Below are 25,687 nucleotides of genomic sequence, written 5' to 3' on the forward strand. Positions count from 1 at the left end.
GTGACGGACCTACGGGGCAGGGTGTCCGGACTGCTTCGCTTTACGTCCGGACACCCTGCCCCTCCGGCCCGTCCCCTCCCGTGGGTGGGATGAGTGAACGCCGGCGGGGGCTGGCGTTATCTCCCTGGTTCGCGTTGCGTGCCGCCTTCCCGGGGCTCTCCCGGGTCCAGTGGGGGTGCGCTCCACCCGCAGTGGTAGGTCGTCTTCGCCCGGCACGGCGCCTCGGCGCCCGGGGCGGGGCGCAGGGCGTCGCTGCGTACGGTCAGCCAGGCGATCGCCGCGCCCACCACCAGGACGCCGGCGCACAGCGGCATGGCGCGCAGGAAGGCCGCGCCGAAGGCGTCCGCCGAGCGGTAGGCCTCCGGGCCGAAGCCCGCGAGCAGGGGCAGCGCGGCCACCGCCATCAGGCCCGCGGCCCGTGCCGCCGCGTTGTTGATGCCGCTGGCCAGACCCGCCCGGTCCACGTCCACCGAGGCCAGCACGGTCGCGGTCAGCGGCGCGACCAGCGTCACCATTCCCGCGCCCAGCACCACCAGCGCGGGCAGCACATCGGTGACGTAGGACGCGCCCCGGCCCACCCGCATCATCAGCAGCAGCCCGGCGGCACACAGCAGCGGCCCGACGGTGAGCGGGATGCGCGGGCCGATGCGCTGCCCCATCTCCCCGGAGCGGGCGGACAGCAGCAGCATCAGCGCGGTGGTGGGCAGCAGCGCGGTACCGGCCTGGAGGGCCGAGTAGCCCACCACGACCTGGAGTTGGAGCACGGACAGGAAGAAGAAGCCGCCGAAGGCGGCGTAGACGCAGACCGTCACCGCGTTGATGGCGGAGAACTGGCGGATACGGAAGATCGCGGGCGGCAGCATCGGATCGGGGCTGCGCCGTTCCACGCGGAGGAAGAGCCCGCCGAGCAGCACCCCGGCCACCGCGGGAACGATCACACCGGGCCCGGCGCCCCCGTCCGGCGCGGCGATCAGCGCGTAGGTCACCCCGGCCAGCGCCAGCGCGCCCAGCACCGCGCCCCGTACGTCGAAACCGCGGCGCCCGGCGGCACCGCGCTCCCGGGTCTCCGGCACGTGCCGCAGCGCGACCGGGACGCACACCGCCGCCAGCGGCACGTTCAGGAAGAACACCCAGCGCCAGCCGGGGCCGTCCACCAGCCAGCCACCGATGAACGGGCCCACCGCCGCGGCCACCCCGCCCAGCCCGGACCAGGCGCCGACCCCGCGGGCCCGGTCGTCGGGGTGCAGGACGGCCTGGATCAGCGCCAGCGAACCGGGGGTGAGCAGCGCCCCGCCGACGCCCTGGAGCGCACGGGCCGCGATCAGCACCCCGGCGTGCGGCGCGAGCCCGCACAGCAGCGAGGCGGTCGCGAACCACACCACGCCGATCAGGAACACCCGCCGCCGGCCGAAACGGTCACCGAGCGCACCGCCGAGCAGGATCAGCGAGGAGAGGGTGAGCAGATAGGCGGTGACCGTCCACTGGAGGACCGCCAGATCCGCGTTGAGGTCCTCACCGATCCGGGGCAGCGCGACATTGACGACGGTGCCGTCGAGCAGCGCCATGCCGGACCCCAGCACGGCCGTCAGCAGCACCCACCGGCCCTGTGCCGAGGCCAGCCGGACCGCGCCGGGCGCACTCGGTTCGCTCATACGGCGAGCATGCCCCGCCCCGCACCGGCGGGCATCCGGGCGGCGCGGAACGCACCGGGGCTCCGCATCCCGGTCGGATGCGGAGCCCCGGTGCGCGGCGGCCGGCGGTGCGGCCGGCCGGTTACTTGATCTTGGTGCCGGTGGAGCGCAGGTTGGCGCAGGCCTCGGTGACCCGCTTGGCCATCCCGGCCTCGGCCAGCTTGCCCCAGCTGCGCGGGTCGTAGGTCTTCTTGTTGCCGACCTCGCCGTCGACCTTCAGCACACCGTCGTAGTTGCGGAACATGTGGTCCGCGACCGGGCGGGTGAAGGCGTACTGGGTGTCGGTGTCCAGGTTCATCTTCACCACGCCGTTCTCCAGCGCGGTGGCGATCTCCTGCTCGGTGGAGCCGGAGCCGCCGTGGAAGACGAAGTCGAAGGGGGCGGCCTTGCCGTACTTGGCGCCGACGCCCTCCTGGAGGTCCTTCAGCAGCTCGGGACGGAGCACGACGTTGCCCGGCTTGTAGACGCCGTGGACGTTGCCGAAGGAGGCGGCGAGCAGGTAGCGGCCCTTCTCGCCCAGGCCCAGCGCCTCGGCGGTGCGCAGCGCGTCGTCGACCGTCGTGTAGAGCTCGTCGTTGATCTCGTGGGTGACGCCGTCCTCCTCGCCACCGGTCGGGGTGATCTCGACCTCAAGGATGATCTTGGCGGCGGCGGCCTTGGCGAGCAGCTCCTGGCCGATGGCCAGGTTGTCCGCCAGGTTCTCGGCCGAGCCGTCCCACATGTGGGACTGGAAGAGCGGGTTCTGGCCCTTGGCGACGCGCTCGGCGGAGATGTCCAGCAGCGGGCGGACATAGCCGTCCAGCTTGTCCTTGGGGCAGTGGTCGGTGTGCAGCGCGACGGTGATGCCGTACTTCTCGGCGACGACGTGCGCGAACTCCGCGAGCGCGACCGCGCCGGTCACCATGTCCTTGTTGTACTGGCCGCCCAGGAACTCCGCACCACCGGTGGAGATCTGGATGATGCCGTCGCTCTCGGCCTCGGCGAAGCCCCGCAGCGCGGCGTGCAGCGTCTGCGTCGACGTGACGTTGATGGCCGGGTAGGCGAACTTGCCTGCCTTCGCCCGGTCCAGCATCTCGTTGTAGACCTCAGGGGTTGCGATGGGCATCTGTCCGCTCCTTGTGTATGCGGGTGTGCGTTCTTGGCCCTGACCAGGGGGCGAGGACTTCGCCGCTGCACATCTTCCCAGACGAGGCCTCTCGCTCCACATTGCCTGTCCGGCCGTCCCACTCCGTGGGCGGCCGGTTTCACGTGAAACCAGCCGCCCTACGTCAAAGCAGCAGGTCAGCGCCGATTGACACCGATCCGGCGCGCCCCTGACGCCGGCCTCAGCTCAGGCCGAGGTCACCCAGCTGGTAGCCCGTGATATAGGGCAGCCCGGCGTCGGCGATGGCCGACGCGGCACCGCGGTCGACGATCGTCGCGACCGCTACGACCTCGGCGCCCGCCTCACGCGCCGCCTCGACGGCGGTCAGCGGCGAGCCACCGGTGGTGGAGGTGTCCTCGACGATCAGGACCCGGCGGCCCTTGATGTCCGGGCCCTCGATACGGCGCTGCATCCCGTGCGCCTTCTGCGCCTTGCGGACGACGAAGGAGTCCAGCCGGCCGCCGCGCGCCGCGGAGGCGTGGAGCATGGAGGTCGCGACCGGGTCGGCACCGAGCGTCAGCCCGCCGACCGCCTCGTAGTCCAGGTCGGCGGTGATGTCCAGCATCAGCCGGCCGACCAGCGGCGCGGCCTCGCCGTCGAGGGTGATCCGGCGCAGGTCGATGTAGTAGTCGGCCTCCTTGCCGGAAGAAAGCGTCACCTTGCCGTGCACCACGGCCTTGTCCTTGATCTGCTGCAGCAGCGCGCCGCGCACGTCGTCACTCATGCGCACGAGCTTATGCGGTGCCCGCGGACAGGCTCCGCCAGCTCCAGGTCATGGAGATCTCCAGCGGGTCGATCGGCGTGACCAGGCGCGGCGAGGTGTTGAGACCGTCCGGCGGGCCGGTCTGCGGCTCGACACAGACCGCGGCCTCCTGCTCGTCGTAGACCACGGCCCACTCGGTGCGGCTGGTGAGCTTCAGCTCCAGGCGGCCGGGCCAGGTGAGCGTGGCCGCCACGCCCTGCGGCATCCCGAAGCAGTCGTCCCAGGGGCCCGGCTTCGGCGGGATCCGGTGGCCGGTCGGGAGGTGGTCGTCGCCCCGCTCCTCCTGCCACTCGGGCGCGAAGTCGAGGTGGACGTCCGGGCCGCCCTCCCCCAGGTTCCGCAGGAACCAGGGGTGCCAGCCGGCCTGCGCGGGGAACGAGTCCGCGGTCGCCTCGACACCCATGGTGAGGGTCAGCGAGCCGCCGTCCTCGGCGAGTTCGACGAGCTGGGTGACCCGCCCCGGGTACGGCCAGGGCGCCGCCGCGTCGTCGAGGGCGTAGGTGAAGACCCCCTCCGTGGCGCTGCTCCGCGCCGTGCGCCAGCGCAGATCGCGGCCGGTGCCGTGGATGGCGTGCGGCGCGGCGTTGAGCGGCATCTGATGGATTTCGCCGCCGTTGCGGAACCGCCCGTGTGCGAGCCGGCCGCACCACGGCACCATCGGGAAACAGCCGTAGTGGTCGCCCTGCCGCAGCAGCTCCGTGCCGCCGACGCGCAGGCTCGCGATCCGGCACCCGAGGTCCGGCCGGACGGTCAGTTCGGTCTCTCCGGCGGCCAGCCGCACGCCCTCCGGCGTCCGCGCCGCGCGCTGCGTGGTGTTGTCGGTGCTCACGAAGGCGAGCCTAGCGAGGCGGCAGGTGGGTGGTGGGACGCCGTCAGGGGCGGGGGTGTGGGGGTGGCGTACCGGGCTTGCGCATTGTGGGCGTCGTACGGGCCGGCGGGGGGGCGGCGCGCCACGCCGCCTGCCGGCGCCGACGCTGCGGTCAGCCCGCGTCGTGGGCCTGGTACGGGCGCGGCCTCCGTGCACCGCGCCCCGGATCAGCGGCGTCGGCGCAGCACCCGGCCGACGACCACCGCGGAGGCCAGCACCACCGCGGCCGCCGGTGCCGCCCAGCGCAGGGGCACGGAGGTGCCGTTGGACTCGGGCGCGGGCACCGGCGCGTACCGGCCGCGCGGCGGCGCATGATCGACCTCTTCCGCGCTGCGGCCGATCATCGTGCGGCGTGCATGCGCGGCCTCGGCGGGCGCCGGCCGGTCCGTCCCGTCGCCGTAGTCGCGCTCGGGGTGCGCGGTGGCGAACCCGTCCGCCGCATCGCCCGCGTCGATGTCCTCACCGTCACCGGCCGCGGCATCGAGCTCCGCCGCCCCGTCGGCGTCCTCGTCGCTGCCCGGGTCCAGGGACGGCGGCGGCACCTCGGTGTCGAACAGCCCGGCCCCGGCCGCCTCGTCGGGTCCGTCGGCGGATCCGGCGTTGTCGGTGGGGCCGGTGTCGGCAGACGAACCTGCGTCGCCGGCCGATCCGGCCGCATCAGCCGGTCCCGCCGCACCGCTCACCGGCCGCCGCCGCAGGTCCGCCGCCAGGTTCTCCGCGAAGCGGTCCAGCAGCCGGCGGCCCACGGAGGCGGCGGACCGGTCGGTGGCCTCGGCGAGCCGGCCGTCGCGGTGGACCGTGCCGGAGCAGCGCAGCGTCGTACCGGGACCGGGTTCGGTGGCCGGGGAGAGCCGTACGACCAGGGTCAGCACGACCGCACCGTCGCCCCGCGCCTCGGTGCCCTTCGCCTCTACGGTCACCGGCGCCGCCGCACCGTCGTCACCGGGCCCGTCCTCCGCGTCGGCGCCGACCGTCAGACTGCCGCGATAGGTGATGGTGGAGCTCCCGATGCGCAGACGCAGCCGGCCCTTCGGACAGTGGGGGGCCGCATCGGCGTCGAGCTGGACTCCCGGGACACAGCGCGCCACCCGCTCCGGCTCGGTGAGCGCCTGCCGCACGGTCTCGACGGGGAACGGAACGTACACCTCATGCTCCATGACATGGGAGCCTACCCAGCGCCCCCGGCCCCGTGCCCACCCACGCAGAACTTTCCGGCCCCGGCCCGTATGACCCGCACCGCGGCGCTACCGGCCGGCCACCCGGCGACTCCCACGAGCCGACGCCGGGCCCGTGAACCGCCAGCCTCGCCACCCGCTGCCACCCCTCAATCGAGATACCGCGGATGCATCAACGTCGAAGCGGGCAGCCCGGCCCTGCGTTCGCGGGCTTCCGCGCGGTGGCCGGCCCGTAGTTCGGCGGCGCTGAGGCCGGTGAGCGGGGGCGCGTCGGGGGCCAGGCAGAAGGGCGGCCGGTGGCGTGCGGCCAGTACGAAGCCCCAGTACCGGGTGCCGTCCGCCGGTGCGGCGGCCGGCGCCCCGGCGTCCGCGGAGAGGGCGCCCGCCGAGCGGTCCGGGCCGCCGGAGAAGGCCGCGGGCCGGCCGGACAGCCGGTACGGCACCGTCGCCAGGCCCACCGACCGGACCGTCGAGTCCACCGTCCAATACAGCCGCGGGCGCTCGAGCGGCGGACCGGCGTGCACCACCAGCCGCCCGTCGCGGGCCAGCAACTGCGCCGCGAGGCCGTAGAACTCCTGCGAGTAGAGCTTGGTACTCGCGGTGATCCCGGGGTCGGGCAGATCGGAGACGATGACGTCGTACGGCGCCGCCCGCCGCCCGGCGCCGCGGACGCCCCGCTGCCGCAGCCAGTCGAAGGCGTCGGCGGTCACCGTCCGCACCCGGGGGTCGGCGAGCGAGTGCCGGTTGAGGCGGGTGAGGCCGGGGTCGGTGCGCGCCAACCGCAGGACGCCGGGGTCGAGTTCGACGACGGTCACCGAGCGGACCGCGCGGTAGCGGAGGATCTCGCGCACCGCGAGACCGTCACCGCCGCCGAGCACCAGCACCCGGCCGTGCGGCCCGCCCGCCATCGCGGGGTGCACGAGCGCCTCGTGATAGCGGAACTCGGTCTCCGCGCTGACCCGCAGCCGCCCGTCGAGGTACAGCTCCAGCGGTCCGCCGGAACCTTTCCTCCCGCGCCCCGCACCGGCTCCGCCGCCCGTCCCGCCGGTCATCACCACCTCCTGGACGCCGGTCTGCTCCGCGACCCGGGCCGCGGAGCCGTAGACCGCCAGCCGGGCGGCCCGTTCGAACGGCGTGGCCAGCACCACGCCCGTCGCGAGCAGCGCGAGGACCAGGGCATTGACGCCGAGGAGCGCCCAGCGGGCACGGGCGCTGAGATCGCGGCGGAACAGCCACAGCACCAGCACGGCGCCCGCGACCACGTTGACCGCGCCGGTGAGCAGCGCGCCGGTCAGCTGGCCGAAACCCGGCAGCAGCAGAAACGGGAAGGCCAGACCTCCGACGAGCGCTCCCACGTAGTCCGCGGCGAAGAGATCGGCGACCGCGCCGCCCGCGTCCTGCCGGCGCACCCGCTGGATCAGCGTCATCAGCAGCGGCACCTCGGCGCCGATCAGGATGCCGATGGCGAGGGAGAAGCCGACGAGCGCGGAGCGGGACTGCCCGAACCACGCGAAGCAGGCGTGCAGCGCCATCGCCGAGACGCCGCCGACCAGCGCGAGGCCGGCCTCCACGCCGCCGAAGCCGACCGCCGCCCGGCAGCGCAGCCGCTTGGCGAGCAGCGCGCCGATGCCCATCGCGAAGACCATGACGGAGAGCACGATCGACGCCTGGGTGACGGAGTCGCCCACCAGGTACGAGGCCAGCGCGACCAGTTCGAGTTCGTAGACCAGACCGCAGGCGGCGCAGACGAAGACGACGGCGAGAACGAGCAGCCGGCCGAGTCCGGCCGGCACGGGCAGTCGCGCCGGTGTCATGTCTTCCGGCAGGCTGGGAGCGCCGGCGCGAACGGACTCTGGCGGGTCGATCATAAAGTGAACGCTACGTGACGATTCTGTGGCGCTCCGTCACCCACACGAGTAGAACTCGCGGGCCAGGCCCCTCACTCGACGCGTGACCGAAGCGCGGGCCATGAAGGCGCACCGCGTCGTACGGACCGCGCGCGCCCGACCCTCCGCGCCCTCCCGGACTTCGACGCCCCGGCGCGCATCCTCCGCACCCCTCGCACCCCACACTCCCCCGCGCCGCCCCGCCGACCGGACCGGTCACCATCGCCAGGCCCCGCTAGACCGCCGCGACCCTCGCCCGTACGCCCACACGGGTACGGGTGGCCACCAGACGGCCCTCCTGCGGATACGCGTGCCAGGTCCGCCAGCGCACCTGGCCCTGCTGACGCTGCGCCAGCATCGCGGTGAAGGCGTGCGGCGAGCCCGGAAAAGTGCCCGCGAGGCCGTGCGGATGCTCCGCCACCAGCGCCAGCAACTCCTGCGCCCGCCCGGCGAACGAGCCGCGCGAGAGGGTCTCCACATGGGCGGCGAACTCGTACTCCCAGTCCCCCAGCCGCTTCGCCACCCCCAACGGCAGCGGTGTGCTGCTGCCCGGCATACAGGCGACCGTTTCGGAACAGCTGCCGTGCTCCTCCTCCAGAAGCACCTGGTGAGAGGCGCCGAGCAGCCTCAACTGCACCTGGGCGTCCTGGAGTTGGAGATCGAGTACGGCGAGGGCCGGCAGGGGTTCCCTGCCCAGCGCCCAGGCCAGGTCGGAGGCACGGGTATCGGTGTACGCCGTCGTCAAAGAGGTGAGCATGGGTCGGCTCCGAAAGCACGCAGTGGAATGGTGGGCCGGCCCGCCCGAAAAGGATCAGCGATGTACGACTGCCTGCCGGCTCGCGCCCACGTGGGGTCGGAGAACGTGGGGGATTCTCTGGGGAGAGGGAATCATGAAAGGCCCGTCGCCCACAGCGCTTTTACCCATCTTCCCCGGCTTTCCATCCGCGCGGGGGTTTGGCAGTTCAGTTGTTCAACGGCCAAGCGCCCGGCGGGTGTTGGCCCTTCGGCCAGCACCCGCCGGGCGCATATGCGACATGCAACTGGCCTTCCGTGCATACGGAGTTGGCCCACGACGCCGTCGGCTCAGCTGCCGCCGCCACCGCCGCAGCCGCCGCCACCGCCGCCGCCGCCACAGGAGGAACCGCCACCACACGAGGAACCGCCGCCGCAGCCGCCGTGGTGGCCGCCGTGATGGCCGCCGCCCGAACCTCCGTCACCACCGGCCCACCAGCTGCCGCCGTCCGACCCGCCGGAGCCGCGTACGCGCCCCCCGCCCGAGCCGCTCCGCGAGGCCACGGCCACCAGGCCGATCACCCCCACGCAGATCACCACGAAGACCACAACCCCCATCTGCCTCACACTCCTTTCATTCCCCCGAAGCGAGGCACCCGCTCCGTCCGGCGCCCTGTGCGCCGCTCCGGCGCCGCCCGGCGCCGTGGGCCGTCCTCGTCGACGGCCGTCTCATTCCGTTGTGCGGGGCTGATGCCCCGGACCCGCCGTCTCAAAGCACAGTTGAGGAAGTCCAGAGGTTCGGCGCAGGATGGCGCCCATGGACCGACCGCTGCTCAACCGCCGCCTCGCCGAATTCGGCACCACGATCTTCGCCGAGATGTCGGCCCTCGCCGTACGGACCGGCTCCATCAACCTCGGCCAGGGCTTCCCCGACGCCGACGGCCCGGAAGAGGTCAGGGAGGCAGCGGTGCGCGCCCTGCGCGACGGCCGCGGCAACCAGTACCCGCCCGGCCCCGGCATCCCCGAACTGCGCACCGCCGTCGCCGCCCATCAGCAGCGCTTCTACGGCCGGCTCGGCCTCTCCTACGACCCCGACACCGAGGTCCTGGTCACCGCGGGCGCCACCGAGGCCCTCGCGGCCTCCCTGCTGGCGCTGCTGGAGCCGGGCGACGAGGTCATCGCCCTGGAGCCGTACTACGACTCGTACGCCGCCGGTATCGCGCTCGCGGGCGGCCGCCGCGTCCCGGTGACCCTGCGCGCGGACCCGGAGTCCGGCAGCTACCGCCTCGACCTGGACGAACTGCGCGACGCCGTCACCGACCGCACGCGCCTGCTCCTGATCAACACCCCGCACAACCCCACCGGCACCGTCCTGTCCCGCGGGGAACTCGCCGAGATCGCCCGCCTCGCCTGCGAGCGCGACCTCCTCGTCATCACCGACGAGGTCTACGAGCACCTCGTGTTCGAGGGCGAGCACCTCCCCCTCGCGTCGTTCCCGGGCATGCGCGAGCGCACCGTCACCATCGGTTCGGCCGGCAAGACCTTTTCGTTCACCGGCTGGAAGGTCGGCTGGGTCACCGCGCCCGCGGAACTGGTCGCCGCCGTCCGCTCGGCCAAGCAGTTCCTCACCTATGTCTCCGCCGGCCCCTTCCAGTACGCCGTCGCCGAGGCCCTCGCCCTCCCCGACAGCTACTTCACGGAACTCCGCGACGACCTGCGCACCAAACGCGACGTCCTGACCACCGGCCTCACCGCCGCCGGCTTCCAGGTCTTCCGCCCCGCCGGCACCTACTTCATCACCACCGACATCCGCCCCCTCGGCCACCACGACGGCTTCGCCTTCTGCCGCACCCTCCCCGAACGCACCGGCGTCGTCGCCATCCCCAACGCCGTCTTCTACGACCACAAGGAGGAGGGGGCGCCCTACGTCCGGTTCGCGTTCTGCAAGCAGGAGTCGGTGCTACGGGAGGCGGCGGAGCGGCTGCAGAAGCTCTGAGGGGGCTGCGGGCCCTGCCTCACCCTTCCGCGGCGCACCGTCGGAGCAGCCGGCACCGACAGCCTCCTTGCGTGCGCCGCAGAAGCAGCCACCACGTTGCCTACTGAGGGGCGACCGGCATGGCCTCGAAATCGTCGAAGAGGTAGGCATAGACCTGCGCGAGATAGGCCCGCAGCTCCCGCTGGTCAGGAAATTGCACATAGGTGAGGTCGAACCACTGCTGCACCGTCATCGGCTGGTTCGCCACAAGGTGCTTCAGACCGGCACGGATCGTGTCCTGATAGTCGGGCCAGGCCAGGTCGAACGTCTCCCGCAGCATGCCGAGATCGTCAACTGCCTCGACTCCGAGAATTCCGGCGCAGAAATGTACGAAGCGACGGTCCACGCCGGGCACGTCCAGCCCGAGATCGGCCAGTGGAACGGTGACCGGATCGAATTCCTCGTAACCGCCCGGGTGCGGATACAGCGTGGTGTTCCGCAGGTCGGCGTCGTTCTCCGGCCCGCCCTCGCTCTCCAGATCCTGCACCGGGCGGTACACCCCGTACAGCAGGCCGCGCGTCGAGAAGTCCGCGTAAACGTAGTTCACTTCACCGCTGGGGCCGTACGGCCGCCTGGGATCGATCGTGATTGCCGTGGCCTTTCCCAGGCATTCCTCTCCCTCTCCGTATACCGCCTCGAACGGCAGAATCGGCGAAAGGTCGTGATGCTTCAGCGCCACCGCACGCAGGGCGTCGTCCGCTCGGACCATGGCCTCGTCGGTGTCGAAACGGCTCGCCCACGGGCCGGTGCGGGGCGGCAACTCGTCGCGGATCGACGACATCGGATGGGGACTCCGTCCATGAGAAAAGGCGCTGGGCCTGATTTACCGAGAAGGGGCAGCACGCCCGACGATCACTTCCAGTACTTCTCCGGCGGAGTCTCCTCAGGGTCCGGCGCCTGCGGGGGCTCCTGCCGGTCACCGTAGAAGTAGCTGTAAAGATCCTGCAGGTAAGCGTACAGACGGTCGTCCTCCCAAAACGACACACCTGTCATCAGCGCCCACTCCCTCGAGCTGGCGGGCCGCTCGCTCAGCAGGTATTGCAGCGCCTCCTTGAGGTGCCGGGCGTAGGAGGTCTTCCCGGTCGCGCCCGGCTTCATCTCGTGGACGTCGTCGATCCATTCGACGTTCAGCGCGCCGCTGAAGAACGCAGCCACCTTCGGGTCTGAAGCGTAGTGAGGAATAACAGTCTCCGGAAATCTCATGGATTCCTCTCCCTAATGGGCTCAGGATACATGGTCACCAGCCTGTGCCCGCCCTTACCGTCCGGTTTATACATGGCAAATAGCTTCGCATCACGGAAATCGACCGGCTTGTAGTTGATGGTGTCACCCGTCATAGGCCGATCCGGGTCTATGTAGAAGTCGCGGAATTTCTCATGGTGATTCCCATCGGGACCCCATGCTTCCTCTGGAGATATTCGGAATATCTGCGGACTCGTATCGTCAGGGTCCAGCAAACTCCTGAGATGGAGATCGGCATGCATAAATGCATCGTCCTGGCCAGGGTTGAATCCGGTGGAGAAGGCGTCACACTTGTGCTTTTTGGTGGGGTCTTCTGCGTCCAGGTGAGCGTCCTCGCCCAGCCGTTGCTTGGCATTGGGCCCGTGCGCCGGGTCGACCTTTTCTTCGGACTGGATATAGCCGCCCTCCAGCCGATGGCATTTCGGCTTTCCGTGGTCGTCCACACTCGTTTTGCCGCCGACTTCGGCCTTCTTGGGCTTTCCCAGCCTCTCCTTCAACATGTCATCGGTCGGGTCCAGGTGCCGCTGTGGTCCGTGCCCCTGGCCGCGAAGGCCGTTGATGCGCTCAGCGACCTGCTTGTTGTACCTGTCCCGCAGGTCGTCCTCGTCGAGCACCCGGTCGCCGATCTTCAGGTGAACCGCATCCCGGCCATCCTGGTGGCGCCGCATGTTCTTGCGTATCGCCTCCTCGGCTTCGTTGATGTTCTTCCTGGTGATGTCCAGCCCGTGGCCGATCGACCGGTGCCCCTTTGCCATCGCCTTGGACATGTCCGTGATCATGGAGTCGATGATCGGGCGGAGCGCCTCCTCCACGATCTGGCCGTACCTGCCCTTGCCGAGCAATCGGCCACGAGTTTTGGCGTCGAGATTGCTGCTGAACCGCTCCACCTTCTCTGCGTGACCATGGGCGCCCTTGGCCGCCTTCGCCAGATTGTCTGGGTGCGCCTTGAACCCCTTGCTCATGCCGCACCCCCGCAGCACCCAGCGCAGCGTCAACGCCCTTGAAAACAAGGCCGGATACAGCTTTCTCGATCTCGGCCTGGAAAGGCTCGATGGCCATGGAGACCAGTTCGGCGATAAGGACGTCCTCGATCTCCTGGATGACCTCTCTGACGATCCGTTTGCCGATCTCGATGGCTGCCGCTTCGGCGGCCGCGGCGATGCCGAGTGTCGCGACGGTGGCGGCGGCCGCCGCGGCCATCTCGACTGCGGTGATGACCAGTTGGGCGATGACCACGCCCTTGGCGACGACCACACCGGTGGCCGTGATCTCCAGTGCCGTGGCCAGGACTTCGCAGCAACTGGTCAGCGCCGTATGGTGCTCACCGGATACCTGGTTCCAGCGGCTGAGCAGTGCGTCGTAGGAGGCACCCTCGTAGGCGTCCCCGAGCCCCTTCAGGACGGAGTCCAGCCCGCTGTGCCCCTCCGCGAGCCCCTGGCCGAATTCCCGCACACGGCCGCCCCACGCACGCAGTTCGTCCTCGTCGGTGTCGGGCCATTCCAGGCCCATCAGCTCCATGATCCAGACGACTTCACCAGGCAGCTCGATGGACACCGCCGGCCTCCCCCTTGGCTTCGCGTCCGCTCAACTCCGGGCATACGGACGAGTGATGTCCGAGTACGGGTCCACGCCGACCGAAGGTGATCAAGTCAGCCGGGAGTGCAGTCGCTTACAGAGCCGGAACCCGAGCCCCCGGGACGGGCCGCCTTCGCCCCGACGCACGCGGGCCCCGGAGCCGTTTCGGCTCCGGGGCCCGCGCAGCGAGGTGGGTGTGGGACGGACGGGGCTCAGGCCTCGTCGTCACCCGGCTTCTCGTCGGAGTCGCCTTCGATCTCGGCCTCCAGGCCGAGCTGCTCGACGATCCACTTGTCGAATTCGATGGAGGCGCGGATCCAGCTGACCGTGCTCGACACGAAGTGTTCGAGCGAGACACCGGTGCCGATCAGCATCGATGCCTCACCGATCAGACGGACCGTGCCGTCGTCGTGGGTGTGGGTGTAGGCCTTGGGCCACAGCGTCCGGCGGTTCCAGTCGTCGATCGCCTCCAGCAGCTTCGACTTCTCGTCGATGCCGTGCGGACGGTCATAGAACGTGCGGACGGAGAAGATCTGCTGCTCCTCCTCGCCCCGGAACATGAAGTACGTGCGGAACTGCTCCCACGGGGCGGCGAGGTCACCCTCCTCGTCGACTACGTACTTCAGCTCCATCTGGTCGAGGAGCTGCTTGACCAGGTCCTGGTCTGGCACGACGGGACCATCAGGCCCCGACGGCTCGGGTTCGGGCTGGCCCCCGAAATTCGGAATCGAGGACGGGTCGATGCTCACCGTGGAATTCCCTTCGTATGGTCTCTGCCATCCTCCCCCACATCCGCCCCGTCCTGGCAACCCGGGACGGGGCGGAAGGGGCGAGTTATCGCTCGGGGCAACGATCGATCGCCGGCGCCGTGGCGGGCTGCCGGGCCGGGGCGCCCGCCACCCGGCCTACCGTCCCGCCGCCTCCACCGACAGCTGGTCGCCGTCCACGTCCACGCGCACGGTGTCGCCCTCCAGGACGTCGCCCGCCAGGATGGCGCGGGCGAGCTGGTCGCCGATGGCCGTCTGGACCAGGCGGCGCAGCGGCCGGGCGCCATAGGACATGTCGGGGGCGGGAGCGTCGGCGACCGGTTCCTGGCCGAGCCAGGCGAGCCAGGTCAGGGCGCGGTCGGTGACGTCCAGGGTCAGGCGGCGGTCGCCGAGACGGCGCTGCAGGTGGTCGAGCTGGATACGGGCGATCCGCTGCAGCTGGTCCGTGCCGAGCGGGTGGAAGACCACCACGTCGTCGAGCCGGTTGAGGAATTCGGGGCGGAAGGACGCGCGGACCGTCTCCAGCACCTTCTCCCGCTTCTGGTCCTCCTTGAGCAGCGGGTCCATCAGGAAGTTGGAGCCGAGGTTGGAGGTCAGGATGAGGATGGTGTTGCGGAAGTCGACGGTGCGGCCCTGGCCGTCCGTGAGGCGGCCGTCGTCGAGGACCTGGAGCAGGATGTCGAAGACCTCGTGGTGGGCCTTCTCCACCTCGTCCAGCAGGATGACGGAGTACGGGCGGCGGCGGACCGCCTCCGTGAGCTGGCCGCCCTCCTCGTAGCCGACGTAGCCGGGCGGCGCGCCGACCAGCCGCGCGACGCTGTGCTTCTCGCTGTACTCCGACATGTCGATCCGGACCATCGCCCGCTCGTCGTCGAAGAGGAAGTCCGCCAGCGCCTTGGCCAGCTCGGTCTTGCCGACGCCGGTCGGGCCGAGGAAGAGGAACGAGCCGGTGGGCCGGTCCGGGTCGGCGATACCGGCGCGGGTGCGGCGCACCGCGTCGGAGACGGACCGTACCGCCTCGGTCTGGCCGATCAGCCGCTTGCCCAGCTCCTCCTCCATACGCAGCAGCTTCTGGGTCTCGCCCTCCAGGAGGCGGCCGGCCGGGATGCCGGTCCAGGCGCCGACCACGTCCGCGATGTCGTCCGGCCCGACCTCCTCCTTGACCATGGACTCCTTGGCCGCCTCCTGCTCGGCCTCGGCGGCGGCCGCCTCCTCCAGCTCCCGCTCCACCCCCGGGATCTCGCCGTAGAGCAGCTGGGAGGCGGTGTCGAAGTCGCCGTCGCGCTGGGCGCGCTCCGCCTGACCGCGCAGCTCGTCGAGCTTCTCCTTGAGCGCGCCGACGCGGTTGAGGCTCTGCTTCTCCTTCTCCCAGCGGGCGGTCAGGCCGCGCAGCTCCTCCTCCTTGTCGGCGAGGTCCTTGCGCAGCTTGTCCAGGCGCTGCACGGAGCCGGCGTCGGTCTCGTTCTTCAGCGCCAGCTCCTCCATCTTCAGCCGGTCCACGGCGCGCTGGAGCTCGTCGATCTCCACGGGGGAGGAGTCGATCTCCATCCGGAGGCGGGACGCGGCCTCGTCGACCAGGTCGATGGCCTTGTCGGGCAGGAAGCGGGAGGTGATGTAACGGTCGGAGAGGGTGGCCGCGGCGACCAGCGCGGAGTCGGCGATCTGCACCTTGTGGTGGGCCTCGTAGCGGCCCTTGAGCCCGCGCAGGATCGCCACGGTGTCCTCGACGGTCGGCTCGGCGACCAGCACCTGCTGGAAGCGCCGCTCCAGCGCCGGGTCCTTCTCGATCCGCTCGCGGTACTCGTCGAGGGTGGTCGCGCCGACCATCCGCAGCTCGCCGCGGGCCAGCATCGGCTTGAGCATGTTGCCCGCGTCCATGGACGAGTCGCCGCCGGCACCCGCGCCGACGACGGTGTGCAGCTCGTCGATGAAGGTGATGATCTGGCCCTCGCTGGACTTGATCTCCGCCAGGACGGTCTTCAGCCGTTCCTCGAACTCACCGCGGTACTTGGCGCCCGCCACCATCGCACCGAGGTCCAGCGCGACCAGCCGCTTGTTGCGCAGCGACTCGGGCACATCCCCCTTGACGATCCGCTGCGCCAGCCCCTCGACGACGGCGGTCTTGCCGACGCCGGGCTCGCCGATCAGCACCGGGTTGTTCTTCGTACGGCGGGAGAGGACCTGTACGACACGGCGGATCTCGTGGTCGCGGCCGATGACCGGGTCGAGCTTGCCCTCGCGGGCGGCCGCGGTGAAGTCCGTGCCGAACTTCTCCAGCGCCTTGTACGTGCCCTCCGGGTCGGGGTTGGTCACCCGCTGCCCGCCGCGGCTGGCCTCGAACGCGGCCAGCAGCTTCTTGGCCGAGGCGCCCTGCTGCTCCAGCAGCTCACCGGTGCGCCCGCCCTTGGCGGCGATGCCGATGAGGAGGTGCTCGGTGGAGACATAGGCGTCGCCGAGCTCCTTGGCGCGCTGGGTGGCGTCCGCGATGGCGGAGAGCAGATCGCGGTCCGGCTGCGGCGGCGCGACCGTCGAGCCCTGGACGCTGGGCAGCGCGGCCAGCTGGCGCTCGGCCCCGTTGCGCAGCGCCGCGGCGTCCGCCTCGACGGCGGCCAGGAGGTCCATGATGTTCTCGTTGTCCTGCCCGGCCAGCAGCGCGAGCAGCAGGTGCGCGGACGTCATGTCCGCATGCCCGGCGGCGACCGCCCGCTCATTGGCGGCGCTCAGTGCCTCCCGGCTCTTGTTGGTCAGCTCGGCGTCCACGTCCTCGCGATCCTCCTCGTCTCGTCCTGCACGGCCTCAGTGGCCAGTCTGGACCCACGAAGGCACCCACTGATGGCCCCACGAAGGCACATCCTGCACATACCAACATGCGATAAGTTGAGTCTATTCCACTCAAGACTGTGGAAGCGAGCCCCCTCGCCGCTTCTCGCTCACTCGTGCGAGGGAACCAGGGCCGATCGCACGGCGACCGTCCGCGCCGCCCGGCAACACTGGCCTTCGACCACAAGGAGGTGCAGCATGACGGCTATGGCACACGAGCCGATGCCCACGCAGGACGACATCCTCCTGGAAGGCTTTCTGGCGCTGGAGACCCCGACGGGCTTCCGGGCCGAGCTGATCGAGGGGGAGATTGCTGTGACACCGCCGCCGGACGGCGACCACGAGGACTACCTGGGCCTCTTCTTCGAGCAGATGATGCAGATGTCTGCGACTGCCATGCAGTTCTCGGGACACAAAGGGCTCGTCCTCACCCACGCGGCGGGCCAGCCCGCGGACCACGTGATCCCCGACGCCACCATCGCCCCACGCGCGCTGCGTCTCTTCCGCGGCGCCCCTCCCTGGATGCCCAGCGACGGCGTTGTCATGGTCGTCGAGGTGACGTCGAGCAAGCCCTACAAGGACCGTGTCACCAAGCGCCATGGCTACGCCCGCGCCGGCATTCCGCTCTATCTCTTGATCGACCGTGACAAGTCGGCGGTCACACTGTTCAGCGAGCCGGAGGGCGAGGACTACCTCAACACCCACATCGCCCCCTTCGGCAAACCCCTCCCCCTCCCCGCCCCCTTCTCCTTCGACCTCGAAACAGCCGACTTCCTCTGAGGCCCGGGCGCCGAACTACTCTGGCCCCCATGGCCCATGACCTCAGCGCCCTCAGCCCGGAATACCTCGCCTTCTGGGGCGAGTATCTGATGCCGACCCTCACCACGCTGCGTACGGACGGGACGCCCCATGTGGTGCCCGTAGGCGTCACCTACGACGCCGGGCAGCGGATCGCGCGGGTCATCACCCGCAAGGACAGCGCCAAGGTCAAGAACGTCCTCGCCGCAGGTGCCGACGGTGCCACCGTCGCCGTGTGCCAGGTCGACAAGGGGCGCTGGGCGACGCTGGAGGGCCGGGCCCGGGTGCGTACGGACGCCGAGTCGGTGGCCGACGCGGTGCGCCGCTACGCCGAGCGGTACGGGCGCACACCGACCCCCAACCCCGATCGCGTCATGATCGAGATCGCCGTGACCAGGGCGATGGGCCGGGCCTGAGCGCCGGCCCGAGCGCTGCTCCCCCTCCCGCGTGCCCGCCGCCGCCCCGCTGGCCGGAAACGGTCCCTCCGGCTCCGCTCCCGGCCACCCACCTGGTACTCAAGAGCGACGGGAACCGAACAGCTCCGCGCAATCACGGACGGCCTCGGGCCTGTCCCCGGCAAAAAGTCAGCAGCTGGAGGCCGTATGGCGTCGGCAGAGTGCCCCGTGACGACCGTTCCACGCCGTCCGTCCCCCCGCCGTCCGCACCCGCGCGCCGAGCTCTGTCCGCGCTGCGGCGGGCAGCTCGCCGTCAATCAGGACGGCTGGAAGATCTGTCACGCCTGCGGCTATGCCTCGCCGCCCGGTACAGCCCCTCCTCCACGGGCCGCTCGCGGGGGTATCGTCGCCCCCACAGTCGCCACGCCCCGGAGGGCACGATGAACTCGGTCCGAGTCACGGCGATCGCCTGCCTGATGCCGCTGTCCGAGCTCGACGAGGATCCGTTCCTGGTCGATGACCGCAGCCAGCACGACATGTGCAAGCAGTGGGCGGCGGCCCGTGACTACCACCTGACCTGCCAGCTCAGCCTGCACCGGCTGCGCGCCGACCACGGTGCGCTGTGGCGTGACGTCGAAGAGGGCCTGGTCGATGTGTTCGTGACGCCCAATCGCCGGGCACTGGAGACCGCCATCGCCGGCGCGGACGAATTCACCGCCCGGTGTGCCGCGGCCGGTGTCCGCCTGGAGACCGCCGATCTCGACGAGCCGGTCTACACCCTGGCGATGAAGTCGCAGGTGCACCGGCGGCTGTCGATGCCGACGGCGGGATACAACGGCTGCTGAGCGGGCGCCGCGGGCGGGTGGTGAGACGCGCGAAGGGCCGGGTCACCCCGGCCCTTCGTCACATCGTGCGGCGGCTGTCCGAACCCCGCCGCGGCCGTCACTCCGGCCGCTTGTTGGGGCGCCAGACCACCAGCGCGCTGGTCTGCTGCACATCCTGATACGGCACCAGATCGCGCCGGTAGGAGGCGTGCACCGCCGCCTCCCGCTGCTGCATCGCACTGGCCGCGCCCTCCAGGGCGCCCTGCAGCTCGACGACCCGCTGCTGCAGGGCCGCCACCTGGTTCTCCAGTTCGATGATGCGCTTGATGCCGGCGAGGTTGATGCCCTCGTCCTGGGACAACTGCTGCACCGTACGGAGCAGTTCGATGTCCCGGGCCGAATAGCGGCGGCCCCGCCCGGCCGTGCGGTCGGGCGAGACCAGCCCCAGCCGGTCGTACTGACGAAGGGTCTGCGGATGCAGGCCGGAGAGCTGAGCCGCGACGGAGATGACATACACCGGCGACTCTTCGGTCAGTTCATAGGGGTTACGACGCTGCCCGCCCCGGCTGTCCATCTCAAGCTCCCTTCGCGGCCTGGAACAGCTCCGCCCGCGGGTCCGCACCCGCGGTCGCCTCGCGATACGACTCCAGCGACTCCTTCGCCTTGTCGCTGAGGTCACCGGGGACCAGCACCTCGATGGTGACCAGCAGATCACCGCGGGTCCCGTCCTTACGGGTCGCACCCTTGCCACGGGCGCGCATGGTGCGTCCGTTGGGGGTGCCGGCCGGAAGCTTCAGCGTCACCGGCGGTCCGCCCAGCGTCGGCACCCGGACCTCCCCGCCCAGCGCGGCCTCCGGGAAGGTGACCGGCACCGTGACGGTGAGGTTGTCGCCCTTGCGGCCGAAGACCGGGTGGGCGTCGACATGCACGACGACGTACAGATCGCCCGCCGGGCCGCCCTGCTCGCCCGGGGCACCCTTGCCGCGCAGCCGGATGCGCTGCCCGTCGGAGACGCCCGCGGGGATGCGGACCTGCATCGTGCGGGCACTGGTCGCCCGCCCGCTGCCCTTGCAGACCTCGCAGGCGTCCTGGGCGATCAGGCCCCGGCCCTTGCAGTCGGCGCACGGATCGGTGAGCGAGAAGCCGCCGCCCGCGCCCCGGCTGACCTGACCGGTGCCGACGCAGGTCGGGCAGACCCGCGGCGTCCCGTTCTTGTCGCCGGTGCCGGAACACGCCTTGCACGGCGCCTGGCTGGACATCCGCAGCGGGACCGTGGCCCCGTCCACCGCCTCGGTGAAGCTGAGCGTCACCTCGGACTCGATGTCCTGGCCCCGGCGCGCATGCGTACGGGCCCCGGCGCCGCCGCGGTTGAAGAGGCCGCCGAAGACGTCCCCGAGACCGCCGCCGAAACCGCCGCCGCCGGCGCCGCCCTGGCCCTGCGAGCCCCCGAAGAGGTCGCCCAGGTCGAAGTTGAAGCTGCCGCCGCCGCCCGGCCCCGGACGGTAACCGCCGTTGCCGAACAGCGTGCGCGCCTCGTCGTACTCCTTGCGGCGCTTGCTGTCGCCCAGGACGTCGTTCGCCTCGGAGATCTCCTTGAAGCGCTCCTCGGCCTTGGCGTCGCCCTTGTTGGCGTCCGGGTGGAACTCGCGGGCGAGCTTCCGGTACGCCTTCTTGATCTCCGCTTCCGTGGCGTCCTTCGGGACGCCGAGGACCTTGTAGTAGTCCTTCTCGACGAAGTCCTTGGTGCTCATCCCCGACGTCCCTCCTTCCGCGCGGTTTTCGTTTCTGTCCTCACGTCAGCCCTCTTCCGGGCCACCGCTCTCCTCGTCCGAAGCCTCACCCTTGGCGTCGCCCTCGGACTTGGTGGCCTGCGCACCCGGCTGCGGTTCGGCGACGGCGACCCGCGCGGGGCGGATCGTTCGTTCACCGATGCGATACCCGGGCTGCAGGATCGCCACGCACGTCGTCTCGGTGACATCCGGCGCGTACGAGTGCATCAGCGCCTCGTGGATCGTCGGGTCGAAGGGCTCGCCCTCCTTGCCGAACTGCTGCAGACCCAGCTTGGCGACCACGGTCTCCAGCGATTCGGCCACCGACTTGAAGCCGCCGACCAGTTCGCCGTGCTCACGGGCACGGCCGATGTCGTCGAGGGTGGGAAGGAGCTCGGACAGGAGGTTCGCCGCGGCGATCTCCTTGACCGTGACCCGGTCCCGTTCCACCCGACGGCGGTAGTTCTGGTACTCGGCCTGCAGTCGCTGGAGGTCCGCAGTGCGCTCGTTGAGCGCCGTACGCACCTGGTCCAGCTGCGCCTGGAGCGCTACATCCGGTACGTCCCCGGCCGGGGCCGAGCCCGCCTTGTCGGCGGACTCGGCCTGCGCCGCGTCTTCGGGAGCGGCATCGGAGGGGACGTCGGGCTTCTCGTCGAAGCCCGGGGTCTCCTCCGTCACGCGGCACCGTCCTTCTTGGGCTTCTCGTCGTCGACGATCTCGGCGTCCACGACGTCGTCCTCGGCCTTGGCCTGCTCACCGGCGGCACCCTCGGCGCCTTCGGCGGCCTGGGCACCCTGGGCGTCGGCGTACATGGCCTGGCCCAGCTTCTGGGAGACGGCCGCGACCTTCTCGGTGGCGGTGCGGATCTCCGCGGTGTCCTCGCCCTTGAGCTTTTCCTTCAGCTCGGTGACGGCTTCCTCGACCTCGGTCTTGACCTCGCCGGGGACCTTCTCCTCGTTGTCCTTGAGGAACTTCTCGGTCTGGTAGACGAGCTGCTCGGCCTGGTTGCGGGTCTCGGCGGCTTCGCGGCGCTTGGTGTCCTCGTCCGCGTACTGCTCGGCCTCCTGGCGCATCCGGTCGACCTCGTCCTTCGGCAGCGAGGAGCCGCCGGTGACGGTCATCTTCTGCTCCTTGCCCGTGCCCAGGTCCTTCGCGGTCACGTGCATGATGCCGTTGGCGTCGATGTCGAAGGAGACCTCGATCTGCGGGACGCCACGGGGCGCCGGCGGCAGACCGGTCAGCTCGAACATCCCGAGCTTCTTGTTGTACGCCGCGATCTCGCGCTCGCCCTGGTAGACCTGGATCTGCACGGACGGCTGGTTGTCCTCGGCCGTCGTGAAGATCTCGGAGCGCTTGGTCGGGATCGTGGTGTTGCGCTCGATGAGCTTGGTCATGATGCCGCCCTTGGTCTCGATACCGAGGGACAGCGGGGTGACGTCCAGCAGGAGGACGTCCTTGACCTCACCCTTGAGGACACCGGCCTGGAGGGTGGCGCCGATGGCGACGACCTCGTCCGGGTTGACGCCCTTGTTGGCGTCCTTGCCGCCGGTCAGCTCCTTGACGAGCTCGGCGACGGCGGGCATCCGGGTCGAGCCGCCGACCAGGACCACGTGGTCGATCTCGGACAGGTTGATACCCGCGTCCTTGATGACGTTGTGGAACGGCGTCTTGCAGCGCTCCAGGAGGTCCGAGGTGAGCTGCTGGAACTGCGAGCGGGTGAGCTTCTCGTCCAGGTGCAGCGGGCCCTCGGCGGAGGCGGTGATGTAGGGAAGGTTGATCGTCGTCTCGGTGGAGGACGACAGCTCGATCTTCGCCTTCTCGGCGGCCTCGCGCAGGCGCTGGAGCGCCATCTTGTCCTTGGACAGGTCGACGCCGTGGCCGTTCTGGAACTGCTTGACCAGGTAGTCGACGACGCGCTGGTCCCAGTCGTCACCACCGAGGTGGTTGTCACCGTTGGTGGCCTTCACCTCGACGACGCCGTCGCCGATCTCCAGCAGCGAGACGTCGAAGGTGCCGCCACCGAGGTCGAAGACCAGAATGGTCTGGTCGTCCTTCTCCAGGCCGTAGGCCAGGGCGGCCGCGGTGGGCTCGTTGACGATACGCAGGACGTTGAGGCCCGCGATCTCACCGGCCTCCTTGGTGGCCTGGCGCTCGGAGTCGTTGAAGTAGGCCGGAACGGTGATGACCGCGTCGACGACCTTCTCGCCGAGGTACGCCTCGGCGTCACGCTTGAGCTTCTGCAGGATGAAGGCGCTCATCTGCTGCGGGTTGAAGCCCTTGCCGTCGATGTCGATCTTCCAGTCGGTGCCCATGTGGCGCTTGACCGACCGGATGGTCCTGTCGACGTTGGTGACCGCCTGACGCTTGGCGACCTCGCCGACCAGCACCTCGCCGTTCTTGGCGAAGGCGACAACGGACGGCGTGGTCCTGGCGCCCTCGGCGTTGGTGATGACGGTGGGCTCACCGCCTTCGAGAACACTGACGACGGAGTTCGTCGTGCCCAGGTCGATGCCGACCGCACGTGCCATTTCAATTCCTCCAGCTGACTTGAGTGGAACAGGCTCAAGAGTGCAGTACCGACGAAAACCTGTCAACAGACCTGAGTCGGACGCGCTCAAGTTTTATATCGCTCTTATCGTCACCACAGCCGCACCCCAGGACGCCGGGGCCACACAGAGGGTTGCCTTCGCGACGCAGATCACCGGCCGGGCGGCTTCATGGGGCGGAGGAGAATGGGTAACCTCAGCGGCAGACCAAAAAAGTTACTGCTTAGTAGTCCCCACCGTTTTCCGCTCTCGCAGGTACGAGGAGCCTCCCATGCAACTCGCCGCGATCATCGTGTCGCTGGTGCTCATCGCGGTCGCCGTGGCGCTGTTCGGCCGCGCCCTCCTGCAGATCTACCGCCACATGCGACTGGGCCAGCCGGTGCCCGCGGGCACCCGCACCGACGCTCCCGCCCAGCGGACCGTCACGGTGGCCAAGGAGTTCGTCGGCCACACCCGGATGAACCGCTGGGGCGTCGTCGGCGTGGCGCACTGGTTCGTGGCGGTGGGCTTCCTCACCCTGCTGCTGACGATCGTCAACGCCATCGGCCAGCTCTTCCAGGCCGACTGGCTGATCCCGTTCATCGGCGACTGGCTGCCGTGGGAGATGTACGTCGAGGCGATGGGCACGCTGACGACCGTGGGCATCATCGCCCTGATCGTCATCCGGCAGCTGAACCGCCCCGGCGGCGCGGGCCGCAAGTCCCGCTTCGCGGGCTCCAACACGGGCCAGGCGTACTTCGTCGAGACCGTCATCCTCATCGTCGGCATCTGCATCGTCACGCTGCACGCCCTGGAGGGCGCCCAGCACGGCGTCGACCACTACGAGGCGGCGTACTTCATCTCGTACCCCCTGGTCGCCGTCTTCAAGGGGATGAGCCTCGGGGTCGTCCAGAACCTCACCTACTTCTTCGCCGGTCTCAAGATCGCGACGTCCTTCATCTGGATGATCACGGTCTCGCTCAAGACCGACATGGGTGTGGCCTGGCACCGCTTCCTCGCCTTCCCCAACATCTGGTTCAAGCGCGAGGCGGACGGCGGGGTGGCCCTCGGCGCGCTCCAGCCGATGACCAGCGCGGGCAAGCCGATCGACTTCGAGGACCCGGGCGAGGACGACCAGTTCGGCGTCTCGCAGGTCGAGCACTTCTCCTGGAAGGGCCTGCTCGACTTCTCCACCTGCACCGAGTGCGGCCGCTGCCAGTCGCAGTGCCCCGCCTGGAACACCGGTAAGCCGCTCTCCCCGAAGCTGCTGATCATGTCGCTGCGCGACCACGCGCACGCCAAGGCGCCGTATCTGCTGGCCGGTGGCGGCAAGGACGCCGAGGGTAATGAGACGGCCACCGAGGAGCAGTTGAAGGACGTCCCGGCGTCCGCCCTCGCCGAGGCCGAGCGCCCGCTGATCGGCACCCTGGAAGAGAACGGCGTCATCGACCCGGACGTCCTGTGGTCCTGCACCACCTGCGGCGCCTGTGTCGAGCAGTGCCCGGTCGACATCGAGCACATCGACCACATCGTCGACATGCGCCGCTACCAGGTCATGATCGAGTCCTCGTTCCCGTCCGAGGCGGGCACGATGCTCAAGAACCTGGAGAAGAAGGGCAACCCCTGGGGCCTGGCCAAGAAGCAGCGCCTGGCGTGGACCAAGGAGGTCGACTTCGAGGTTCCGGTCGTCGGCCAGGACGTCGAGGACCTGACCGAGGTCGAGTACCTCTACTGGGTCGGCTGCGCCGGTGCCCTGGAGGACCGCGCCAAGAAGACCACCAAGGCCTTCGCGGAGCTGCTGCACATCGCGGGCGTGAAGTTCGCGATCATGGGCGGCGACGAGAAGTGCACCGGTGACTCGCCGCGCCGTCTGGGCAACGAGTTCCTCTTCCAGCAGCTCGGCGCGGAGAACGTCGCCACCTTGAACGCGGCCTTCGGCGAGGACGACGAGGACGAGTCGACCAAGAAGCCGAAGGCGTCGAAGAAGATCGTCGCGACCTGCCCGCACTGCTTCAACACCATCGCGAACGAGTACCCCCAGCTGGGCGGCGAGTACGAGGTCATCCACCACACCCAGCTGCTCCAGCACCTGGTCGACGAGGGCAAGCTCACCCCCGTCACCCCGGTCGAGGGTCTGATCACCTACCACGACCCCTGCTACCTGGGCCGCCACAACAAGGTCTACACCCCACCGCGCGAGATCATCGCCAAGGTGCCGGGCCTGCGGAACGAGGAGATGCACCGCCACAAGGAGCGCGGCTTCTGCTGTGGCGCCGGCGGTGCCCGGATGTGGATGGAAGAGCGCATCGGCAAGCGCATCAACAACGAGCGCGTCGACGAGGCCCTGTCGCTCAACCCCGACATCGTCTCGACGGCCTGCCCCTTCTGCCTCGTGATGCTGACCGACTCGGTCAACGGCAAGAAGAACGACGGCAAGGCGAAGGAGTCCGTCCAGGTCGTCGACGTGGCCCAGCTGCTGCTGGACTCCGTCAAGACGCCGGTGGACCCGGCGGGCGACGCGGAGCCGGAGGACAGCTCGGAGCCCGAGCCGGTGAAGTAGCGGCACGGGCAGCAGCGTCGGGGGGGGGGGCGGGGCGCCCCCCCGGGCGGGCCCCGGCCGGGTCGGTGCCCCCCCGGGGGGGCGGGTGGGGGGGGCGGCGGCCGCGGGGCGACAGGGC

The 25,687-nt window shown here is 70.2% G+C and carries 23 protein-coding genes; 6 read left to right on the forward strand and 17 right to left on the reverse strand.

Annotated features, from left to right (window positions below; translation table 11 throughout):
- Positions 1 to 116: 116 nt before the first annotated feature.
- The 8 genes from ACFW5B_RS18295 to ACFW5B_RS18330 form a co-directional block, all read right to left on the reverse strand.
- Entirely contained in the window at positions 117 to 1,652 is a 1,536-nt protein-coding gene (locus ACFW5B_RS18295; RefSeq protein WP_386440105.1) for an MFS transporter, read from the reverse strand.
- Positions 1,653 to 1,773: 121 nt separating this feature from the next.
- Positions 1,774 to 2,796, reverse strand: coding sequence for a class II fructose-bisphosphate aldolase (gene fbaA / locus ACFW5B_RS18300; protein ID WP_327156076.1), 1,023 nt, complete (start codon positions 2,794 to 2,796; stop codon positions 1,774 to 1,776).
- Positions 2,797 to 3,016: 220 nt separating this feature from the next.
- Complete coding sequence (gene pyrE, locus ACFW5B_RS18305) at positions 3,017 to 3,559, reverse strand: orotate phosphoribosyltransferase (RefSeq protein WP_386440108.1); 543 nt, start codon at positions 3,557 to 3,559, stop codon at positions 3,017 to 3,019.
- A 10-nt stretch (positions 3,560 to 3,569) separates the two neighbouring features.
- The gene (locus tag ACFW5B_RS18310; RefSeq protein WP_386440110.1) at positions 3,570 to 4,427 is read right to left on the reverse strand and encodes an aldose 1-epimerase; all 858 of its coding nucleotides are present in this window, start codon (positions 4,425 to 4,427) and stop codon (positions 3,570 to 3,572) included.
- 206 nt (positions 4,428 to 4,633) lie between these two features.
- Complete coding sequence (locus ACFW5B_RS18315; RefSeq protein ID WP_386440112.1) at positions 4,634 to 5,623, reverse strand: SRPBCC domain-containing protein; 990 nt, start codon at positions 5,621 to 5,623, stop codon at positions 4,634 to 4,636.
- Positions 5,624 to 5,790: 167 nt separating this feature from the next.
- On the reverse strand, positions 5,791 to 7,509 hold the full coding sequence (locus tag ACFW5B_RS18320) for a polyamine aminopropyltransferase (RefSeq protein WP_386440114.1): 1,719 nt from the start codon (positions 7,507 to 7,509) through the stop codon (positions 5,791 to 5,793).
- A gap of 253 nt (positions 7,510 to 7,762) precedes the next feature.
- Positions 7,763 to 8,284: a DUF2617 family protein gene (locus ACFW5B_RS18325; RefSeq protein ID WP_386440116.1), complete on the reverse strand. Its 522-nt coding sequence runs from the start codon at positions 8,282 to 8,284 to the stop codon at positions 7,763 to 7,765.
- A 326-nt stretch (positions 8,285 to 8,610) separates the two neighbouring features.
- Positions 8,611 to 8,877 carry a hypothetical protein gene (locus ACFW5B_RS18330; protein ID WP_386440118.1) on the reverse strand — a complete coding sequence of 89 codons (267 nt, stop codon included), beginning with the start codon at positions 8,875 to 8,877 and terminating at the stop codon, positions 8,611 to 8,613.
- A 199-nt stretch (positions 8,878 to 9,076) separates the two neighbouring features.
- On the opposite strand from ACFW5B_RS18330, the gene ACFW5B_RS18335 reads away from it, so the two are divergent.
- Complete coding sequence (locus ACFW5B_RS18335) at positions 9,077 to 10,255, forward strand: pyridoxal phosphate-dependent aminotransferase (RefSeq protein WP_386440120.1); 1,179 nt, start codon at positions 9,077 to 9,079, stop codon at positions 10,253 to 10,255.
- Positions 10,256 to 10,355: 100 nt separating this feature from the next.
- Here the strand turns inward: ACFW5B_RS18335 and ACFW5B_RS18340 are convergent, their stop codons facing one another.
- From ACFW5B_RS18340 to ACFW5B_RS18350, 3 genes are all read right to left on the reverse strand, one after another.
- Positions 10,356 to 11,075: a hypothetical protein gene (locus tag ACFW5B_RS18340; protein WP_386440122.1), complete on the reverse strand. Its 720-nt coding sequence runs from the start codon at positions 11,073 to 11,075 to the stop codon at positions 10,356 to 10,358.
- A gap of 71 nt (positions 11,076 to 11,146) precedes the next feature.
- Positions 11,147 to 11,497 (reverse strand): hypothetical protein, encoded by a 351-nt coding sequence (locus ACFW5B_RS18345; RefSeq protein ID WP_386440124.1) that lies wholly within the window; start codon positions 11,495 to 11,497, stop codon positions 11,147 to 11,149.
- Positions 11,494 to 12,498 (reverse strand): hypothetical protein, encoded by a 1,005-nt coding sequence (locus tag ACFW5B_RS18350; protein ID WP_386440126.1) that lies wholly within the window; start codon positions 12,496 to 12,498, stop codon positions 11,494 to 11,496. The genes ACFW5B_RS18345 and ACFW5B_RS18350 overlap by 4 nt, the downstream gene beginning before the upstream one ends.
- A 95-nt stretch (positions 12,499 to 12,593) precedes the next feature.
- On the opposite strand from ACFW5B_RS18350, the gene ACFW5B_RS18355 reads away from it, so the two are divergent.
- Positions 12,594 to 12,899: a hypothetical protein gene (locus ACFW5B_RS18355; protein ID WP_386440128.1), complete on the forward strand. Its 306-nt coding sequence runs from the start codon at positions 12,594 to 12,596 to the stop codon at positions 12,897 to 12,899.
- Positions 12,900 to 13,323: 424 nt separating this feature from the next.
- On the opposite strand, the gene ACFW5B_RS18360 is transcribed toward ACFW5B_RS18355, so the two are convergent.
- Both ACFW5B_RS18360 and clpB read right to left on the reverse strand, forming a co-directional pair.
- Positions 13,324 to 13,860 carry a YbjN domain-containing protein gene (locus ACFW5B_RS18360; RefSeq protein ID WP_386440130.1) on the reverse strand — a complete coding sequence of 179 codons (537 nt, stop codon included), beginning with the start codon at positions 13,858 to 13,860 and terminating at the stop codon, positions 13,324 to 13,326.
- A 156-nt stretch (positions 13,861 to 14,016) separates the two neighbouring features.
- On the reverse strand, positions 14,017 to 16,638 hold the full coding sequence (gene clpB, locus ACFW5B_RS18365) for an ATP-dependent chaperone ClpB (RefSeq protein WP_386440132.1): 2,622 nt from the start codon (positions 16,636 to 16,638) through the stop codon (positions 14,017 to 14,019).
- 258 nt (positions 16,639 to 16,896) lie between these two features.
- On the opposite strand from clpB, the gene ACFW5B_RS18370 reads away from it, so the two are divergent.
- From ACFW5B_RS18370 to ACFW5B_RS18380, 3 genes are all read left to right on the forward strand, one after another.
- Positions 16,897 to 17,478, forward strand: a complete 582-nt coding sequence (locus tag ACFW5B_RS18370; protein WP_386440134.1) for a Uma2 family endonuclease — start codon at positions 16,897 to 16,899, stop codon at positions 17,476 to 17,478.
- 29 nt (positions 17,479 to 17,507) lie between these two features.
- Positions 17,508 to 17,912 carry a pyridoxamine 5'-phosphate oxidase family protein gene (locus ACFW5B_RS18375; RefSeq protein ID WP_159744694.1) on the forward strand — a complete coding sequence of 135 codons (405 nt, stop codon included), beginning with the start codon at positions 17,508 to 17,510 and terminating at the stop codon, positions 17,910 to 17,912.
- 419 nt (positions 17,913 to 18,331) lie between these two features.
- Positions 18,332 to 18,736, forward strand: coding sequence for a hypothetical protein (locus ACFW5B_RS18380; RefSeq protein WP_386440137.1), 405 nt, complete (start codon positions 18,332 to 18,334; stop codon positions 18,734 to 18,736).
- A 97-nt stretch (positions 18,737 to 18,833) separates the two neighbouring features.
- Here the strand turns inward: ACFW5B_RS18380 and ACFW5B_RS18385 are convergent, their stop codons facing one another.
- From ACFW5B_RS18385 to dnaK, 4 genes are read right to left on the reverse strand one after another with little or no spacing between them, the layout of a single operon-like run.
- Complete coding sequence (locus ACFW5B_RS18385) at positions 18,834 to 19,289, reverse strand: heat shock protein transcriptional repressor HspR (protein WP_386440139.1); 456 nt, start codon at positions 19,287 to 19,289, stop codon at positions 18,834 to 18,836.
- 1 nt (position 19,290) lies between these two features.
- Entirely contained in the window at positions 19,291 to 20,466 is a 1,176-nt protein-coding gene (dnaJ, locus tag ACFW5B_RS18390) for a molecular chaperone DnaJ (RefSeq protein WP_386440141.1), read from the reverse strand.
- 45 nt (positions 20,467 to 20,511) lie between these two features.
- A complete protein-coding gene (gene grpE / locus ACFW5B_RS18395) occupies positions 20,512 to 21,162 on the reverse strand; it encodes a nucleotide exchange factor GrpE (RefSeq protein WP_386440143.1) in 651 nt (216 codons plus the stop codon).
- Complete coding sequence (dnaK, locus tag ACFW5B_RS18400) at positions 21,159 to 23,012, reverse strand: molecular chaperone DnaK (RefSeq protein ID WP_386440145.1); 1,854 nt, start codon at positions 23,010 to 23,012, stop codon at positions 21,159 to 21,161. Before dnaK ends, grpE begins: the two co-directional genes overlap by 4 nt.
- A 289-nt stretch (positions 23,013 to 23,301) precedes the next feature.
- Between dnaK and ACFW5B_RS18405 the strand changes: the two genes are divergently transcribed.
- Positions 23,302 to 25,569, forward strand: a complete 2,268-nt coding sequence (locus ACFW5B_RS18405) for a (Fe-S)-binding protein (protein ID WP_386440147.1) — start codon at positions 23,302 to 23,304, stop codon at positions 25,567 to 25,569.
- Positions 25,570 to 25,687 lie beyond the last annotated feature (118 nt).

The organism is Streptomyces sp. NPDC058773 (genome assembly GCF_042746015.1).
GTDB lineage: Bacteria > Actinomycetota > Actinomycetes > Streptomycetales > Streptomycetaceae > Streptomyces.